Source organism: Limnobacter sp., assembly GCF_036846585.1.
GTDB lineage: Bacteria > Pseudomonadota > Gammaproteobacteria > Burkholderiales > Burkholderiaceae_B > Limnobacter.
Map to the genome: position 1 here is coordinate 1 of NZ_DAIUBR010000009.1, position 17,507 is coordinate 17,507.

The following is a 17,507-nucleotide window of genomic DNA, read 5'->3' on the forward strand; positions in this document are numbered from 1 at the left end:
ATTGATCACGATTTGTACCTTTGCAAAACACTGGCGCAGCCAGAATACTCAGGAGAATAAACATGGCTAAGAAAAATGACGTAATTCCAAGCGTACTTGCATTCGAGAAAAAACTGGTTGCATCGGATGGTTTTCTATACGGTACAAGCTGGGAAGAAAGACTAGAAAAATCTTCGACCAAGCCCGTGAAACTGATTGAGAAATCTGTTCGGGGAACAATTTCTAATCGTCTTAAGCCAGCACTACAAAGTGATCCGCTGAAACTCAATGCCGAAGTTGAAAAACCCAACCTACAAACTGTGGACAATTGTGCATTGCCGGAACACCTGGACACACTGAAGTTGACCTTCACTCTAAAAGTACTAGGAGGCGTTGACAAACCCTCTGCAAGTAATGGCGACGGTTTCAACAAAGTTTTCCCAGACGTGGTTCGGCAATACACGGAAAAATCTGGATTTATAGAATTGGCAAATCGCTACGCGCTGAACATTGCAAATGCCCGGTATTTGTGGCGTAACCGTGTGGGCGCGGAAAAAATTGAAGTTCATGTACGCGCTGATGGCAAGCAGTGGAAGTTCAATGCACGGGAATTCTCGTTGCGCGACTTTCATCAAACCAATTCGGAAGTTCAAGAACTGGCCACTCTAATTTCATCTGCATTGAGCGGGAAAATGCCGTTCTTGCTTCTTGAAGTTGAAGCATTTGCTTTGGTTGGCAAAGCTCAAGAAGTGTATCCCAGTGAAGAACTGGTGCTGGACAAAGGAAAGGGTCAGAAAAGCAAAATTTTGTACCATGTCAATGACACAGCGGCCATGCATTCACAAAAAATTGGCAACGCAATTCGCACCATTGACACATGGTATCCAAGCTATGCTGAGAATGATCGATTGCCAATCGCAGTCGAGCCCTATGGCGCGGTGACCAATTTGGGAAAAGCGTTTAGAAGCCCGAAAGACAAAGCAGACTTCTATAGTTTGTTTGATCGATTTGCATTGGGTGAGCCTTTAGCTAGCCAAGACGAAGAACATTATGTGATGGCAGTTTTGGTTCGAGGTGGTGTTTTCGGTAAAAGTTCGGACAAAGAAAAGGACTGAACACCATGAAACACTACATTGAGATCACTTTGCTACCAGGTCAGGAAATACCGCTCTACTTTCTATGGAGCAAGGTGTACATGCAGCTGCACTTGGCATTTGTTGAACAAAAAGACTCGAATGAACAGGTGGAATACGGAATTAGCTTTCCAGACTATGTGAATCAAATGACAGTCGAGAAGAAAGTTGCATGTAGCTTAGGTGCCAGAGCGAGAATATTTGCTGACACACCTGAAAAATTGCACAGTCTTAATTTGAAAAAGTGGCTTGAACGTCTTGAAGACTACATTCACATGAAAGGAGTTAAACCTGTTGAAAAGGCTACTCGATACCTTGTAGTCAATAGACAGCGCGAAGAACCTAGTCCAGAAAAATGGGCAAGACGACATGCAAAGCGACACAACATATCTTTCGACAAGGCACTTGAGAAATGGAACAAAAAAAATGTCATCATTTTAGATGCTATTCAAAATACCGGTAGCGAACAGGCCAAGAGGATGGAGGTTAAAACACTTAGATCCCCGTACATTGAAATCAAAAGTTTGAGCGGTGATCATGCTTTCAGCCTTGCGATTAAACAAACTTATACCGACCAAATGATCGAAGGAAAATTTTCGACCTATGGTTTAAGCAGCAGCAGCACCGTTCCACATTGGTGAGTGTTACTGCCACCCATCTTTTTTGATCTTTAACAATTCGCAATGAATTCATGTGGTTAGACACGGCCACATTCACGATGGTGCAATCTCGCCAAATTGCACTATCGTGATGATTTTGAATATTTTTTTCGCTAAAATCTGTTGTTCACCGCCGCACAGGCGGCTTAGAAAGAGCGAATGAAACTGGAATTTGAAGGAAAACTGTTCACCGCCGCACAGGCGGCTTAGAAATGAATCGACCCGTGCGAGTATGGATGGACAGGGTTCACCGCCGCACAGGCGGCTTAGAAAATGAAAATCTGCTCGGCATCGAGGCTGTAAGGGTTCACCGCCGCACAGGCGGCTTAGAAATTTGGGTGATCGGGAAGGTTATCGGAACAGTCGTTCACCGCCGCACAGGCGGCTTAGAAATTATTGTTCTGGGTTCACAAACCCTAGATTGAGTTCACCGCCGCACAGGCGGCTTAGAAAGAGAATTGCAATCGAAAACCCCGTGTGCATAAGTTCACCGCCGCACAGGCGGCTTAGAAACAAACAAGGCGAAACGATTTCAAAACTTACACGTTCACCGCCGCACAGGCGGCTTAGAAACGTTGAAGCTGGACACAACGGTTCCAGCCGTTGTTCACCGCCGCACAGGCGGCTTAGAAAAGCCCAAAAAGTTCCGGGGTTTTGTTCCAGCCGTTCACCGCCGCACAGGCGGCTTAGAAAATACTCCATGAATTGTGCTGAACGCCGTAGACGTTCACCGCCGCACAGGCGGCTTAGAAACGTCATAGGCATAAATGGTGGTTCCTGATCCGGTTCACCGCCGCACAGGCGGCTTAGAAAATACTCAGTGAAGCCGAACTCAACAGCCTGACGTTCACCGCCGCACAGGCGGCTTAGAAAGAGAAGTGTTCGATGTGCGTGTGCGCTTAGATGTTCACCGCCGCACAGGCGGCTTAGAAAGCTAAATTCGACAAGGTTATTGCTTCGTGGGAGTTCACCGCCGCACAGGCGGCTTAGAAAGCATGGAGTCTATGCAATGTGTGACGAAGGAAGTTCACCGCCGCACAGGCGGCTTAGAAATTGACTGGTGTTGGACAAAGCCCGACCATTCCGTTCACCGCCGCACAGGCGGCTTAGAAACGAGGCAGCAAGGCTGCAGTGCGTAGCGCAAGGTTCACCGCCGCACAGGCGGCTTAGAAATTACAAAATCGGAGCCGTGGCCACACTTGTGGGTTCACCGCCGCACAGGCGGCTTAGAAAGGCAAGGTACTGAGTACGCAAATTCCCACCACGTTCACCGCCGCACAGGCGGCTTAGAAAATTTCGCCGTTTTGCCTTGCCCGCATACCCTCGTTCACCGCCGCACAGGCGGCTTAGAAAACATGGCGGGACAAACGCCTTGATGAAGTAAAGTTCACCGCCGCACAGGCGGCTTAGAAAATCTTTAAAAATCACGCCACTGACGGTAGAGAGTTCACCGCCGCACAGGCGGCTTAGAAAAGAAACCCGAGCCATATCATCAGGACGCTGACGTTCACCGCCGCACAGGCGGCTTAGAAAAAACGGTGTCAATTGCGCCGTCAAGGAGTTCGGTTCACCGCCGCACAGGCGGCTTAGAAAATAATGTTAACCAATGCTGCGACAATGTGTTAGTTCACCGCCGCACAGGCGGCTTAGAAATTGATACTTGTACTTGTCTTTTTCGTACTGACGTTCACCGCCGCACAGGCGGCTTAGAAAAAGATGCGCTTGAGCAGATGTTGCAATTCTTTGTTCACCGCCGCACAGGCGGCTTAGAAAACGCCCACAGTAAGATCATCCGACCCATTGAAGTTCACCGCCGCACAGGCGGCTTAGAAATACAAAAACCGGCTGAGCCAAGCGGTTTTATAGTTCACCGCCGCACAGGCGGCTTAGAAATCCCAGCAAATCGGATATGAGCCTGTCATGCAGTTCACCGCCGCACAGGCGGCTTAGAAAGTTACCATGACCAGTGCAACGATTGAGGTAACGTTCACCGCCGCACAGGCGGCTTAGAAATTGGCGATTTGCTCGCGTAGTTCTGCCTCTTCGTTCACCGCCGCACAGGCGGCTTAGAAATATCAAAACCCGACGATCAACAACCGGTGATCGTTCACCGCCGCACAGGCGGCTTAGAAAAAGGGACTTAAACCCGCCTAGTGCGGGTTATTGTTCACCGCCGCACAGGCGGCTTAGAAAGTTCTGGGCTAATGACCTTGATAAAACAACCGGTTCACCGCCGCACAGGCGGCTTAGAAATGAAAGCACCTGAAGGCATGCAGTTGGATGCCGTTCACCGCCGCACAGGCGGCTTAGAAATTTTTGTAACTTGGGCGCCAGTTGACAACAAAGTTCACCGCCGCACAGGCGGCTTAGAAAGTAGCAATGGCGGCAACAATCGCGCCGATATTGTTCACCGCCGCACAGGCGGCTTAGAAAATTACATCGCGCAATTTGAATTCGCTGGTGCGGTTCACCGCCGCACAGGCGGCTTAGAAAAAGTTGTTAACCCGATACCAGGCAAAGTGTGCGTTCACCGCCGCACAGGCGGCTTAGAAAGCAACTCTCGGGGCGCGTCGCTACTCGTGGTAGTTCACCGCCGCACAGGCGGCTTAGAAACGTGGCCGTCTTTCAAGTCATAATACATGCTCGTTCACCGCCGCACAGGCGGCTTAGAAAAATCGAGGGGGGAATTGTACCCCCCTTCAAATGTTCACCGCCGCACAGGCGGCTTAGAAAATGTGGGAAGAATTGAAGTCCGACCCTGATACGTTCACCGCCGCACAGGCGGCTTAGAAAATGGATACCTTGGTGCCGTCAATACAGGTAAGGTTCACCGCCGCACAGGCGGCTTAGAAAACCCAAAACAGGCGTATCGGTTTCAAGTTGAAGTTCACCGCCGCACAGGCGGCTTAGAAAGTGAAGTGTTTGACGTGCGCGTGCGCCTGGATGTTCACCGCCGCACAGGCGGCTTAGAAAAGCGTGGCAATCGGTGTGCCCGGCGCTTCAAGGTTCACCGCCGCACAGGCGGCTTAGAAAAGGTGAAATTGTAGTTAGAGCGGATGAGCAGGGTTCACCGCCGCACAGGCGGCTTAGAAACAAAACTTTATGCGCCGTCAGGCCGATCAGAAGTTCACCGCCGCACAGGCGGCTTAGAAATTTAGCATCAAAACAAACTGCTCTGGGCAGTGGTTCACCGCCGCACAGGCGGCTTAGAAATGGCTGGTTCTCATTGCCCGTTAACAACGTGGGTTCACCGCCGCACAGGCGGCTTAGAAATCTGGTTGATCGGGAAGGTTATCGGGACAGTCGTTCACCGCCGCACAGGCGGCTTAGAAAGCCCGTGGCCACGGGGCGCACTGTGCCAGCCAGTTCACCGCCGCACAGGCGGCTTAGAAATTGGCCGCATCCGGGATCTGCTTGACATTGGTGTTCACCGCCGCACAGGCGGCTTAGAAATTGGTCAATTCAGAATCCGCTTTGACTGGTGTGTTCACCGCCGCACAGGCGGCTTAGAAACCGGAAACAGGGTGGATGTCCGACCAACACACGTTCACCGCCGCACAGGCGGCTTAGAAACGATGTATCCGGCAAGTTCTCCTCTTCCGTACGTTCACCGCCGCACAGGCGGCTTAGAAAAATACGAGGCTTAAGCGATGGAACGGACTCAAGTTCACCGCCGCACAGGCGGCTTAGAAAGTTCTGGCGCTTGCCAATTTGCAAGGTTCTGCGTTCACCGCCGCACAGGCGGCTTAGAAAACCTGATCGTGTATCACGTTGATTATATGAATGTTCACCGCCGCACAGGCGGCTTAGAAATGGTGGACTTTGCCACCGGCGCACTGTGGGAAGTGAACCGCCCCGGATTTGAACTGACCCCCAGAAGTTGGACGGTTGCCGTTCCGCCAGTTAGACGGTGTTTCTCAGCCGATATTCCACCGGGCTGAGCCCTTGCAATCCGAGCTTTATACGCTTGTGGTTGTAGTAGTGGATGTAATCGAGAACCCCGACTTCGAGCGTGTCAATGCCGTCAAGCTTTGCAAGGTGGTAATACCCAGCTTTGAGTGTACCGAAGAAACTTTCGATTACTGCGTTATCAAGACAGTTGCCCTTGCGGCTCATACTTTGCGTTACTTGCAGTAGTTCCGACTTGATCTGACACAAACCTTGCCAAAAGGTGGGGTTCTCCGTTTTGATGTAGGTGCGAATCTTCATCAAAAACGGCGAGTAATCGCCAAAGGAGTAACCCCATGAACACTGTGAATCAAAGTGCAATCAAACACAAGATCGGATTGCTGAACCTGGCCCAAGAACTGGGCAATGTTTCCAAAGCCTGCAAGATGATGGGCTTTTCTCGCGACACTTTTTACCGTTACCAGCACGCCAAAGAAGAAGGTGGTGTGGAGGCTTTGTTTGAAGCCAATCGACGCAAACCCAACGTTCGAAATCGAGTTGAACAACATGTTGAAGATGCTGTGTGCAAAATGGCTTTGGATCAACCCGCGTTTGGCCAAACGCGGGTTTCCAACGAACTTCGCAAAGAAGGCCTGTTCATCTCGCCCGCAGGTGTTCGTTGCGTGTGGTTGCGCCATGATCTGGAAAGCTTCAAAAAACGATTAAAGGCACTGGAAGCCAAGGTAGCCGAGGAAGGCATATTGCTCACCGAAGCCCAGTTGGCCGCCCTGGAGAAGAAGAAAGAGGACGACATTGTTCACGGTGAAATAGAAACTCACCACCCAGGCTATCTGGGTTCTCAGGACACCTTCTACGTGGGTACCCTCAAAGGCGTTGGACGTATTTACCAGCAGACCTTTGTGGACACCTATTCCAAATGGGCTGCGGCCAAGCTGTACACCACCAAGACCCCAATTACAGGCGCGGATTTGCTTAATGACAAGGTGCTGCCAGCATTTGCTGAACAAGGCATGTCGGTCATTCGAATCCTCACTGATCGGGGCACGGAATACTGCGGCAAACCAGAGACGCATGATTACCAGTTGTACCTGGCGCTCAACGACATTGAGCACACCAAAACCAAGGCGTTTCACCCACAAACAAACGGCATCTGTGAACGGTTTCACAAAACGATTCTCGATGAGTTTTACAGGGTCACGTTCAGGCGCAAGCTGTACACCACGCTGGACGAGTTACAGGCCGATCTGGATGACTGGATTCGATACTACAACCAGGACCGAACACATCAGGGCAAGGTGTGTTGCGGACGTACACCGATGCAAACTATGATTGATGGAAAGGAGGCCTACGATGAGAAAGTGAAAGCTTTGAACTAACCTGACAGCCGCGCCTTCAGAAAAACGGAGACTGTCAGATCAGATCGTAACCACTACACGTTACTCCATGGGTTGCCAGCATTGCTTGATAGGGCTGCATCTTGCAGTGCCAGCCTTGGTCTGAATGCACAATCAGTTCTGATATGCAGCCAGTGCGCGAAAGCGCCTCCTGCAGAGTGTGGGAAACCAACTCGAAGATGGGGCGTCTTGCCATACGGTGTGCGATGATCTCGCCATTATAAAGGTCCATGCAGGCCGACAAGTAGAGCTTCTGGCCGTCCACATTGAACTCTGTCACATCAGTCACCCACTTCTGGTTTGGCGCCGTTGCGCCAAAGTCTCGCTGTAGTACGTTGGGCACGTGTGCATCGATAACACCGGAAACATGCCGGGATCGTTTTCTTGCGCGGATCAATGCACGCAGCTCCATCTTTTGCATCAAACGTTGTACGCATTTGTGGTTGATCGGTTACGCCGTTGAATTGCACAGCGCGGCAGTGATTCGTCTGTATCCGTAGCGCCCCTTGTGCTCGTCATATACAGCACGGATCCTGGCCTCCATGGCGCTTTGCTTGCCTGGCACTGGTAGTAGAACGTACTGCTCGCCAAGTCTGCTACATGGAGTAGGTCGACCAATTTATGGTGATGCCTCAACCCGGCAACCAGACGCGCTTTGTCCGCGCAGCTGATCTCTTCGCCCGGATCAAGGCTTGCAACTTTTTTAGGTATGCGACCTCCGCACGCAATCGCTCATTCTCTTCACGCAGCGTCTGTTCCGAGTCAATGGTGCCACTGTTTGACGGCGCTTGGCTGTGTTGTTCTGTCTTCAAGCTGGTACGCCCTTGTTTCCCACTTTCGAGAGCCACTATACCGTCTTGATCCAGATTACGTCGCCAGACCACGACTTGGTTAGGGTTTCGTATGTCATAGATCGCCGCTACTTGGCAGTTTGAGAGCTGTTCGCGGTCTTGATGGGACAGTACCTGCAGCTTGAATTGCGCACTGTACGCGCTACGCTTGGGGCGTAACCCGTCGATGCCATGCATTCGATAGTGGCTAACCCAAGTGCGGATCTTATCCTCTGGCACCGACCACTGGCGAGCCAACAGTTTTGCACCGCCTTTACCTGCCAAGAAGCTCTGAACGACTTCGAGCTTGAATTCAGTTCTGTACTTTCTCATGTGACCCCTTGAAATTTGTCCAACTTCTGGTGGGTCAGTTCAAATCCGGGGCGGTTCAGTGGGTATTGCTCTTGGGGAGGCCATCCGTTTAATCGAGCTAGAACGCTTAATGGGTCGTGGTTCATTCAAGCTGTACGATTTCGAAAAACGCCTTCTTTGGCGCCATGACTACGTGAAATACCACCTCCCATCGCCCATCCGCAAACTCAACCTGCGCCTGTTCAACCAACACGTGGAGGCGTACCAACGCTTCCAGAAAGAAGTTAAAACTTCTCGCACTTAGAGTCGGCGTTGAATGGCCCCCTCACTCAATCCTGAAATCAGCTTGCAGCTTACCCCAATGCGCTTTCAAATCAGCCTTGTGCACTTCATCCATCGGCAAGTCGCTTAGTGCACCAGGCCACAGTGTACGGGCCCGCTCCATCACCTCATCAAGATGCGGTTTGATGGCGCGCCAAGACACGCCACATTTCTCAGACCACCGCTGAAAATGCTCAGTGGTCACTGAATACCATTCCTTGGTTCTTGCAAGATTCAGTGCAAAACCTGCTTCATTCGGAATATACGCTCGGGTAAACACAATGTCATAGGCAGGGGACAGGCTCGGCATAAACCGGTCTGGATAAATCAAGCTCCAGTTCTTCAAATGAGCATCGCCATTTGCAAGCAAAATATTCACCAACAAACGCTTGGCAAATTGCTGTACGTCTGCCAATCCATTGTCAGAGTACTGAAAAAGAATTCTGCCGATTTGCTCGTAATTGGCAGCATCGTATTTTTCATGCGCGTATTTCACAAACACTTGCGCAAAATCTTCCATGTGAATTCGCGTTTCTCCATCGCGGTCAAAACGTTTAATGGCGTATGCCAGTTTTTCATCTGGCAAATTGATCTGCGGCAAGGCGTTCAAACGATCCATCTCAATAAGTTTGATCTCGGGTATATCAATACCCGCCAATGCAGCCAGACTCATTGAGGTGAACTCGTTCACAGGCACCTGTTTGTATTTGGTGGAAGGTGTCTTCACGATCCAATCGCCCAGCTCGCTACCTGTCGTCAGGTTGTAGCGCCCATCACGCTCCTTCATCGAAAATTTCATCTGCACACCAGCCAATGAAAACTTGTTTCCATCAACAGGCACGTTGAGGCCAATCAACTTGGCATCGCCATGTGCATCAAGTACATGCTTTGGGATTTTTTCAGGAGGAACCAGCGTTGCTGTCAAGGCCCCGGGCAAATCCTGGCCGAGGCAGGAAAAAATCTGAAATTCATTGTCTACATGGGTTTTCAGGGATTGGGCCAGAAGCTCTCGCAACGCACCTTCGGGCAAAAGATTCGACAAAAGCGGATGGAGTTTCTGATTTCTTGCCCAAGGTTGCCCCAGAAGTTTGCTTGAATTCGGAAACACCGGATGCGTAATCAACCCGAGGGTTGAGCGATATGGGTCATTACGAAACTCATCCGTGAAAATCAGCACATTCCGGCCATGGCTAAACCCCGCCAAATGCCCAACCACGCGGCCGTGCAAATTCAACTCCAGCACCGACATTTCATTCTTCATCCAGAAGCCCCTTCCACGGGTTGTCCACCAACTCGCTGTGTTCACGCTCCGTCAACCGCTCGCCGGTCAAAAGCGCTTGCACGTCACGCAGCTTTTCACGCGGTATCAGCATCAGATCTGCTTTCAAACCCAAGGCAATCAATTCCAGGGTGTCAAGCCGTGGGTTGCCTTTTGATTCCAGGCGCTGGTATTGCTGACGCGACACCCCAACAAGGACTTGCATGTCTTGTTGCTTCAGGCCAAGTGCAATTCGGCGCTGTTTGAGTTGTTCAAGTATTGAATTCATGGATGGAACACATTCGTTGCTTAACCGCACCAAAGAAACATACTAGTTTCTTTTACTCAATTTAGCAACTCATATGCTTCTTTCCCGTTTGAAATCGAACACCTTCACACCATCGGTCGGCCTGGTCCGATTGATCCATTCTGGTTGTTGCAGGGTGAAGTTGACGTCGTCCTCTCCCGATTGCCAGTGTTCATTAACCGACAACCTTGAAAACTCGTAGTCTTTTGAATGCAGCTCGTAATCTTTTTGCCGATAAATCAAGTGTGCAATCGTGATGGATGAATCACAGCTCCAGTGCCTCAGTAGCCGAAGTTCCTTGTCCGTCAAAATGTTCTGGTCTGGGTATTCTTTCAACAGGCGTGCAATGGTGTGCCGCACTTCCTGGGTCTGTTTAAAAATTTTGGTGTTCAATCGGGTTCGGCTGGAATAACGAATGTCACTGATTCGCTGCGCAACATCAAACAAATCTTCCGGCATTTTGCCCTCGGCACTGAACAGGTCGACCTGAAAAATGCACAAGTCATCCTGGCTTTGTGCGTCAATTACATACTGCAGCGGTGTGTTCGAAACAAGGCCGCCATCCCAATACCATTCCCCATCAATTTCGATGGGTGGAAAGCCTTCAGGAAGCGCACCACTGGCCATGATGTGTTCCGGTTTGATTTCAATTTTTTGTGAATCGAAGTAGGTGAAATTGCCGCTTTTAACATTCACGGCACCTACACTCACACGAATTTCCCCGTTGTTGAGCCGGTCAAAATCGATGAGTTCAAGCAGTGTTTCTTTCAGCGGTGTGGTGTCATACAGGCTGATTTTGTGATCGCCTGCCGGGTAAAACGGATTCCACACAGCGAATGGATTGTGCGGCTTGAAAAACCCCGGTACACCCCAGGTCGCAACCAGGCCCGCATTGATTCTGTTATAAAACTCGCGCCCTTGATCACCGAAAAAAAGCTGCGGCATTTGCAGGTTTGAAGAAACCTGTTCCCAAAACGCACGCAATTTTTCAACACGTTGATCGGGTGGATTGCCAGCAATAATTGCTGCATTGACAGAACCGATCGATATGCCTGCCAGCCAGTCCGGATCGTAATCTGCCTTGTGCAGGGCGGCATATGCACCGGCTTGATACGACCCCAGCGCGCCACCGCCTTGAAGCACCAGGACGGATTTTTCTTTCCATTCGTTTTGTGTGTGTTTTCTACTCAAGTCAAAGCCTTGCGTGCGAGTTGTAAACAGGTATCAATAATCATAAAAGTTTTGGTGCATGTTGCTGTAATGTTCTTTCGGCCACCATGCCGAAAAACTGGCGTGTCAAACTGAAAAAACTTCTTAAAAGGCTTTGACTGGGCACCAACTCAAGACCAACAAGGTCATCCAGACTCCAACCTTTTTCTTGATGCTCTTGAAAAAGCTGCTCAAGTTCTGCCCACCACTGCCCTCGTCTGATAATCAAGTAAGGGCTATTCAGGTTAAGCAAATCGATGGTGTAGTTTGCTTTGTCAGTATCTTGTTCGTCGAGTGTTTTCGAAGCAACTACACGCCCATCGGAAAGATAAGCAAAAAAACGCTGGGAATCCGACTGATGGCAAGACACAAAGCGATTCATATCCACTGCTTTCTTTTTACCCAGTGCGTGCCCACCGAAAGCGTCTGAACCGAACACCCTCAAATCGTTCTCACTATCAAGTGCACTGGCAGCAAGATTCATGTAATCAAATGTGCGTAGTGGATTCTGTGATTTGTTTTCAACATGCTCAATGTGGTACCCCAAACCAAGTTCATCTGCACGCAATTCGCTGTAGCAGCAAAGTTGGTATTGCTCGTCAAGCAAGCTCTGTAATACATTGACTTTGTCAACGAAACTACTCCAGCGACTGGTAGCCTGCCCGCCAGTCAATGGCGGATTGGCGTGGGATTTACCAAGTTGATAACCACCGCTGCCTTGCTTGGTGATAGTCCTCATTATTTCAACGCCTTTTGGCGTTGAATACTGCGTTGGAGTTTGAGCAATTGCGGATGCTTGTCACCCAAAGAGGTAAGCAAACTCTGCATCAACTGGGTGGCATGAACACTTTGATAGTCGCCCTGATCAACCAATTCGGTTAATCGCATAAGGTCGACTTTCTCTTTAACTGGTGGTTGTGGATCAACATCCATTACGCTATACATTACATCGCCACTAGGCTCGCCGTAAGTCATGGCCAACGGCGGTACAGCAATAGTTTCACCACTGATATCAGGCCCGATCACACGGATATTTTCGCGTGAAACTGTGCTTAACACTTGGGGACTATGGGTGCTCACAATGAATTGCACGCTAGGAAAAGCCGACATCAAACTTTGCAGCACACATTGTTGCCACTTCGGATGCAGATGCATATCCACTTCATCAATCAACACAATACCATCGGTTTTTTTCGCTGCCGCTGCACCAAGGTGTGGGTTTAACTTGGTCGCGCGAAACGCAATGTCAGCCACCATACCTATCATGTTACGAATCCCGTCGCTCAACAGCGATACAGGCAATTGACCGTGTTGATCATGGTCTACAACCAATTCTTTGCGAGAAGGTGAGTAAGAAATATTTTTCCATTCAGCAGGCTCAAGGCAAATATTCACCGCACCGCTTACAGCTTCAATAAAATGATCAAATTCAGTTGGCTCATAAACAAGGCTGGACTCATTCGCTTTGTAGCGCTCGTTGAAAGCGTTTTCACTCCAGTACTTGAACCAGGCGACGAACGATTTGTAGCTTGAGCCAGGTTCAAGACAGTTTGTATATCCAATGGTGCGGGATTTTCCGAGCAGAGTTGCCTGGGTAAGATTTTTTTGCTGCCACAATCGACCTGTGCCGTAGTACGCCAACAAGGGGAGTGTCACATTGCTACCTGAAGTACGCACAGCGCTCTGAAATTTCTTAGCCGCATCAATTAATTGTTTGGCATCTTTGATTGTCGTTTTCTTGTTTGGACCCGCAAGGCTTCTTTCCCAAGAAACAGAAAAGAGCTCCTCACCAAAACCCAAGTCCATTTGGCTATAAGGAATTACGCCTGTCGCTTCAAGTCCTACTCCGCGCGCTGCATACTCCATTTCATTGGTTTTGGTATTGCGAACTCTTGTTAAACGTATATCGCTAGACTCAAAACCTTTTCCGACACTTTCATCGAATGCGCCGATGTAAGGGCCAAACGCAACGGCGATGGCATCAAGAATCGAGGTTTTACCCGCACCGTTGGAAGCGACAAGAACGGTGAGCTGTTTGTGAAAATCGATATCAATACTTTCAAAACAACGGTAATCCCGCAGCCGTAGCTTTTGTATGACAAGGCTAACCCTCGGTTCTTCGCTCATTTTGAACCCTCGTTTAAATTAACCCAAAGCCTTGCGTGCGTTGTAGAACAGGCGCATCCACGGCGAAAACTCGCCAGCGTCTTTCGGCGCCCAGCTCATTTGCACGTTGCGGAACACACGTTCAGGGTGCGGCATCATGATGGTAAAGCGGCCGTCTGGCGTGGTGAAACCAGCCAGTGCCTCGGGGCTGCCGTTGGGGTTGAACGGGTACTGTTGTGTGGCCTCGCCTTGCGAATTCACATATTGCACAGCCACCAAACTTTCAGTAGTCAATTGGCTGTGGTTGCCCTGGCGTGAAAAGTCGGCGCGGCCTTCACCGTGCGCAACCACCACGGGCACGACCGACCCTTCCATGCCGCTCAACAATATCGATGGGGTTTTGTTGATTTTCACATTCACCAAGCGCGCTTCATACTGCTCACTTTCATTGCGCATCAGCTTGGGCCAATGCGCCGCACCGGGAATCAAATCCGCCAGGGTGGCCATCATTTGGCAGCCATTGCACACGCCCAGACCGAACACGTCGTTGCGGCCAAAAAATTCTGCAAACTGATCGGCCAGCACGCTGTTGTATCGAATGGTTTTGGCCCAACCTTCGCCGGCACCCAGCACGTCGCCGTAGCTAAAGCCACCACACGCAGCCAAGCCCTGGAAATCAGAAAGCTTGCGTTTGCCGGTAAGCAGGTCGCTCATGTGCACATCCACTGCTTCAAAACCTGCCAAGGTGAATGCGCCCGCCATTTCAAGCTGACCGTTCACGCCCTGCTCCCTAAGCACCGCAACGCGGGGTTTTACACCGGTGGCAATGAAAGGCGCTGCCGGGTTTTCAGTGATATTGAAGCCGGGGTGCCACACCAAGGCATTGGGCAATTCGGCTGCGGCTTTGTGTTCACTTTCCGCACAGGCCGGGTTGTCGCGGCGCTTGGCAATTTGGTAGCTGGTGTCGTCCCAAATGCTTTGCAGCTTGGCGCGGCTTTCGGAATAAATGCACTTGGCGTCGCGGTAAAACTCAACTACATCGCGGTCATTGGGCTTGCCAATAATATTGCTGTGCTTGCTCAAATTGAAGTCGCGCAGCACCTGCATGGCTTCGCTTTTTTGCGCTGCGGGCACTTGCAACACCACACCCAGTTCTTCGTTGAACAGGGCTTTCAATGTCAGTTCACCGCGCTGCACGCTGACCTGCTCGGGGCGAATCTTGAAGTCGCCCCAATCGGCCGAATAAGGGTCGATGGTGATCAAATCCAGGTTGATCGACAAACCACAGCGGCTTGCAAAACTCATTTCTGCCAGAGCTGCCAACAGTCCACCATCGGAACGGTCGTGGTAAGCGTGCACCAAGCCTTTCTCGCGCAGTGCATTCAAAGCCTGTGCAAAGTTCTTGATGTCGCTTGCGTCTTCCACGTCGGGCACATCAGTACCCAACTGGTTGGTCACCTGCGCCAACACGCTGGCACCCATGCGCATTTTGCCGCGTGCCAAATCCACCAGCACCAGCACGGTGTCTTCAGCCGTGTTCAACACAGGCGTTAGCGTGCCGCGCACATCATTGATTTTCGAGAACGCTGTAACAATCAAACTGACCGGTGACAACACTTCCTTCTGCACATCGCCCTCGTTCCAGCGAGTGCGCATGGAAAGCGAATCTTTGCCCACAGGAATGCCCAAGCCCAATTGCGGGCACAGGTCCATGCCAATGGCTTTTACTGTGTCAAACAGCGCAGCGTCTTGCCCCGGTGTGCCGCAAGCGGCCATCCAGTTCGCACTCAGCTTCACGTCTTCCAGTTTTTCAACAGGCGAAGCCAACAAGTTGGTAATGCTTTCAGCAATTGCCATGCGGCCTGAAGCCGGTGCATTCAACATGGCCAGCGGCGTGCGTTCGCCCATCGCCATGGCTTGGCCTGCGTAGCCGGTGTAATCGTCGATGGTCACGGCCACATCGGCCACAGGCACCTGGTGCGGGCCTACCATTTGGTCGCGCGCTGTGAAGCCACCCACGGTGCGGTCGCCAATCGTAATCAGGAACCGCTTGGAAGCCACAGCCGGGAATTTCAACACTTGCTCAATGGCTTGCCCCAATTCGGTTTGGGTCATGTCCATTTCCGCTTTCACGGTTTCTACGCGATTGTCGTTGCGTTCCATGCGCGGCGGCTTGCCCAGCAACACCTCCATAGGCATGTCCACGGGGCTGCTTGCGCTTTCCGCGTCCAGCACTTTCAGCTGACGCTCGTCAGTCACAAAGCCCACCACGCAGAAGGGGCAACGCTCGCGTTCGCAAAGTTGCGTGAACAGTTCCAGCGATTCAGGGGCAATGCCCATCACATACCGTTCTTGCGATTCATTGCACCAAATTTCAGCAGGGCTTAGGCCACTTTCATCCAGGTTTACTTTGCGCAAATCGAATTCCGCGCCTTTGTTCGATGCATCGGCCAATTCTGGGAAGGCATTGGAAATACCACCAGCACCCACGTCGTGAATGCTCAAAATCGGATTGGCAACGCCCAAGGTCCAGCAACGGTCAAGCACTTCCTGTGCGCGGCGTTCCATTTCAGGGTTGGCACGCTGCACGGAATCATAGTCAAGCGACTCGGTGTTGGTGCCCGCATTCATCGATGAAGCTGCACCACCACCCATGCCAATGCGCATGCCAGGGCCACCCAGTTGAATCAACAAACTGCCCGCAGGCAAATCACATTTGTGGGTGTGCACTTCACGAATATTGCCCAAGCCACCTGCGATCATGATGGGCTTGTGATAACCATAAATCCGGTCACCCACGCGTTGCTCGAATGTACGGAAATAACCACCCAGGTTCGGGCGCCCAAATTCATTGTTGAACGCAGCCGCACCAATGGGGCCATCGATCATGATTTGTTCCGGTGTGGCAATGCGCGTGGGAATACCGACAGGCTGCGGCTTGTCGCCACGCTGTTCCAGCGGCACCAAAGCGTCTTGCCCGCTTTCCCAGCTTTCCTTGCCACCCTCAAAACGCAAATGCGAGGTGGTGAAACCACACAGGCCAGCCTTGGGCTTGGCACCACGGCCAGTGGCACCTTCGTCGCGAATTTCACCACCCGAACCTGTGGCCGCACCTGCGTAGGGCGAAATGGCAGTGGGGTGGTTGTGCGTTTCAACCTTGATCACGAAATGCGTGGTTTCCTCGTGCCGGCGATAAACACCATCTGCATCAGCAAAAAAGCGTTCCGCCTTGCCACCGGCAATAACAGCGGCATTGTCGGAATACGCAACCACCGTGCCTTGCGGCGTGGTTTTGTGGGTGTTGCGAATCATGCCGAACAGGGTTTCGCTTTGGGCCTGCCCATCAATGGTCCAGGTGGCATTGAAAATTTTGTGGCGGCAGTGCTCGCTGTTGGCCTGCGCAAACATCATCAATTCCACATCGGTAGGCGAACGGCCCATGGCGGTGTAGGCTTCCAGCAGGTAATCAATTTCATCTTCACTCAATGCCAAGCCCAGTTCGCTGTTGGCTTTCACAAGTGAATTGCGGCCCTCGCGGAGTTCCACAATTTGCAGGCTTTTGCCCTGCAGGGGCAAAAACAGGCTTTTCGCATCGAATTCATCGGGTAGCACGGTTTCGGTCATTCGGTCGTACAGGGCAGCCTTCAGCGCTTGCAAAGCCTGGCCTTCGGGCAATTTGCTTCCACCCAGCAAACCTTTCTTGAAAGTCAGTTGAAACTCAATGCCGCGTTCCATGCGCACAACACTGGCCAAGCCTGCGTTGTGTGCAATGTCGGTGGCTTTCGAAGCCCATGGGCTGACCGTACCCAAGCGGGGAACCACCACACAACTCGAATCAACCCGATCCAGTGCCAGTGCGGCGTGGCCGTAATCCAGCAGGCCTTCCATTACATCGCGCTGCTGCCCTTGCAGTGCACCACGTGTGGCCACAAAATGAACAAAATGGGCGCGAACAGCCGACACATTCGAATCAATGGCTTGCAGCCTCTTCAACAGGCCTTCGGCACGGAATGCGGACAGGGCAGACGCGCCGTGGAAGGTAGAAACATCGAATTGATCAGCCGAAGACAGGGCAAGAGACATGACAGCA

At 51.3% G+C, this 17,507-nt stretch carries 12 protein-coding genes, 1 pseudogene and 1 CRISPR repeat array; of the genes and pseudogenes, 3 read left to right on the plus strand and 10 right to left on the minus strand.

Going from position 1 to position 17,507, the window contains the following annotated elements; genetic code table 11:
* Positions 1–62: 62 nt before the first annotated feature.
* Both csy3 and cas6f read left to right on the plus strand, forming a co-directional pair.
* Entirely contained in the window at positions 63–1,094 is a 1,032-nt protein-coding gene (csy3, locus tag V7028_RS06010) for a type I-F CRISPR-associated protein Csy3 (protein ID WP_334119192.1), read from the plus strand.
* 5 nt (positions 1,095–1,099) lie between these two features.
* Positions 1,100–1,753 carry a type I-F CRISPR-associated endoribonuclease Cas6/Csy4 gene (gene cas6f, locus V7028_RS06015; RefSeq protein ID WP_334119193.1) on the plus strand — a complete coding sequence of 218 codons (654 nt, stop codon included), beginning with the start codon at positions 1,100–1,102 and terminating at the stop codon, positions 1,751–1,753.
* Between the two features lie 143 nt (positions 1,754–1,896).
* A CRISPR array of direct repeats spans positions 1,897–5,584; the repeat unit is 28 nt; unit sequence GTTCACCGCCGCACAGGCGGCTTAGAAA.
* A 90-nt stretch (positions 5,585–5,674) separates the two neighbouring features.
* On the opposite strand, the pseudogene V7028_RS06020 reads toward cas6f, so the two are convergent.
* Positions 5,675–5,899 (minus strand): annotated as a pseudogene (locus V7028_RS06020) (IS3 family transposase); the annotation flags it as partial.
* A gap of 116 nt (positions 5,900–6,015) precedes the next feature.
* On the opposite strand from V7028_RS06020, the gene V7028_RS06025 reads away from it, so the two are divergent.
* Complete coding sequence (locus tag V7028_RS06025; RefSeq protein WP_334119194.1) at positions 6,016–7,056, plus strand: IS481 family transposase; 1,041 nt, start codon at positions 6,016–6,018, stop codon at positions 7,054–7,056.
* 34 nt (positions 7,057–7,090) lie between these two features.
* Here the strand turns inward: V7028_RS06025 and V7028_RS06030 are convergent, their stop codons facing one another.
* From V7028_RS06030 to purL, 9 genes are all read right to left on the minus strand, one after another.
* A complete protein-coding gene (locus tag V7028_RS06030) occupies positions 7,091–7,495 on the minus strand; it encodes a DDE-type integrase/transposase/recombinase (RefSeq protein ID WP_334119195.1) in 405 nt (134 codons plus the stop codon).
* 30 nt (positions 7,496–7,525) lie between these two features.
* A complete protein-coding gene (locus V7028_RS15300; protein WP_442918695.1) occupies positions 7,526–7,618 on the minus strand; it encodes an IS3 family transposase in 93 nt (30 codons plus the stop codon).
* 88 nt (positions 7,619–7,706) lie between these two features.
* A complete protein-coding gene (locus tag V7028_RS06035; protein ID WP_334119196.1) occupies positions 7,707–8,237 on the minus strand; it encodes a transposase in 531 nt (176 codons plus the stop codon).
* Between the two features lie 304 nt (positions 8,238–8,541).
* Complete coding sequence (locus V7028_RS06040) at positions 8,542–9,798, minus strand: type II toxin-antitoxin system HipA family toxin (RefSeq protein WP_334119197.1); 1,257 nt, start codon at positions 9,796–9,798, stop codon at positions 8,542–8,544.
* Positions 9,788–10,084, minus strand: coding sequence for a helix-turn-helix transcriptional regulator (locus tag V7028_RS06045; protein WP_334119198.1), 297 nt, complete (start codon positions 10,082–10,084; stop codon positions 9,788–9,790). The genes V7028_RS06040 and V7028_RS06045 overlap by 11 nt, the downstream gene beginning before the upstream one ends.
* Positions 10,085–10,153: 69 nt before the next feature.
* Complete coding sequence (locus V7028_RS06050; RefSeq protein WP_334119199.1) at positions 10,154–11,293, minus strand: patatin-like phospholipase family protein; 1,140 nt, start codon at positions 11,291–11,293, stop codon at positions 10,154–10,156.
* 40 nt (positions 11,294–11,333) lie between these two features.
* Positions 11,334–12,050 carry a retron system putative HNH endonuclease gene (locus V7028_RS06055; protein WP_334119200.1) on the minus strand — a complete coding sequence of 239 codons (717 nt, stop codon included), beginning with the start codon at positions 12,048–12,050 and terminating at the stop codon, positions 11,334–11,336.
* On the minus strand, positions 12,050–13,438 hold the full coding sequence (locus tag V7028_RS06060) for an AAA family ATPase (RefSeq protein WP_334119201.1): 1,389 nt from the start codon (positions 13,436–13,438) through the stop codon (positions 12,050–12,052). Before V7028_RS06060 ends, V7028_RS06055 begins: the two co-directional genes overlap by 1 nt.
* Positions 13,439–13,456: 18 nt before the next feature.
* On the minus strand, positions 13,457–17,500 hold the full coding sequence (gene purL, locus V7028_RS06065) for a phosphoribosylformylglycinamidine synthase (protein WP_334119202.1): 4,044 nt from the start codon (positions 17,498–17,500) through the stop codon (positions 13,457–13,459).
* Positions 17,501–17,507 lie beyond the last annotated feature (7 nt).

Bases quoted from the DNA above. Each gene is read 5' to 3' on its own strand.
- V7028_RS06040 (WP_334119197.1), bottom strand. From the start codon at position 9,798: ATGAAGAATGAAATGTCGGTGCTGGAGTTGAATTTGCACGGCCGCGTG.
- V7028_RS15300 (WP_442918695.1), bottom strand. From the start codon at position 7,618: ATGGAGGCCAGGATCCGTGCTGTATATGACGAGCACAAGGGGCGCTAC.
- cas6f (WP_334119193.1), top strand. From the start codon at position 1,100: ATGAAACACTACATTGAGATCACTTTGCTACCAGGTCAGGAAATACCG.
- purL (WP_334119202.1), bottom strand. From the start codon at position 17,500: ATGTCTCTTGCCCTGTCTTCGGCTGATCAATTCGATGTTTCTACCTTC.
- V7028_RS06045 (WP_334119198.1), bottom strand. From the start codon at position 10,084: ATGAATTCAATACTTGAACAACTCAAACAGCGCCGAATTGCACTTGGC.
- V7028_RS06035 (WP_334119196.1), bottom strand. From the start codon at position 8,237: ATGAGAAAGTACAGAACTGAATTCAAGCTCGAAGTCGTTCAGAGCTTC.
- V7028_RS06055 (WP_334119200.1), bottom strand. From the start codon at position 12,050: ATGAGGACTATCACCAAGCAAGGCAGCGGTGGTTATCAACTTGGTAAA.
- V7028_RS06025 (WP_334119194.1), top strand. From the start codon at position 6,016: ATGAACACTGTGAATCAAAGTGCAATCAAACACAAGATCGGATTGCTG.
- csy3 (WP_334119192.1), top strand. From the start codon at position 63: ATGGCTAAGAAAAATGACGTAATTCCAAGCGTACTTGCATTCGAGAAA.
- V7028_RS06030 (WP_334119195.1), bottom strand. From the start codon at position 7,495: ATGCAAAAGATGGAGCTGCGTGCATTGATCCGCGCAAGAAAACGATCC.
- V7028_RS06060 (WP_334119201.1), bottom strand. From the start codon at position 13,438: ATGAGCGAAGAACCGAGGGTTAGCCTTGTCATACAAAAGCTACGGCTG.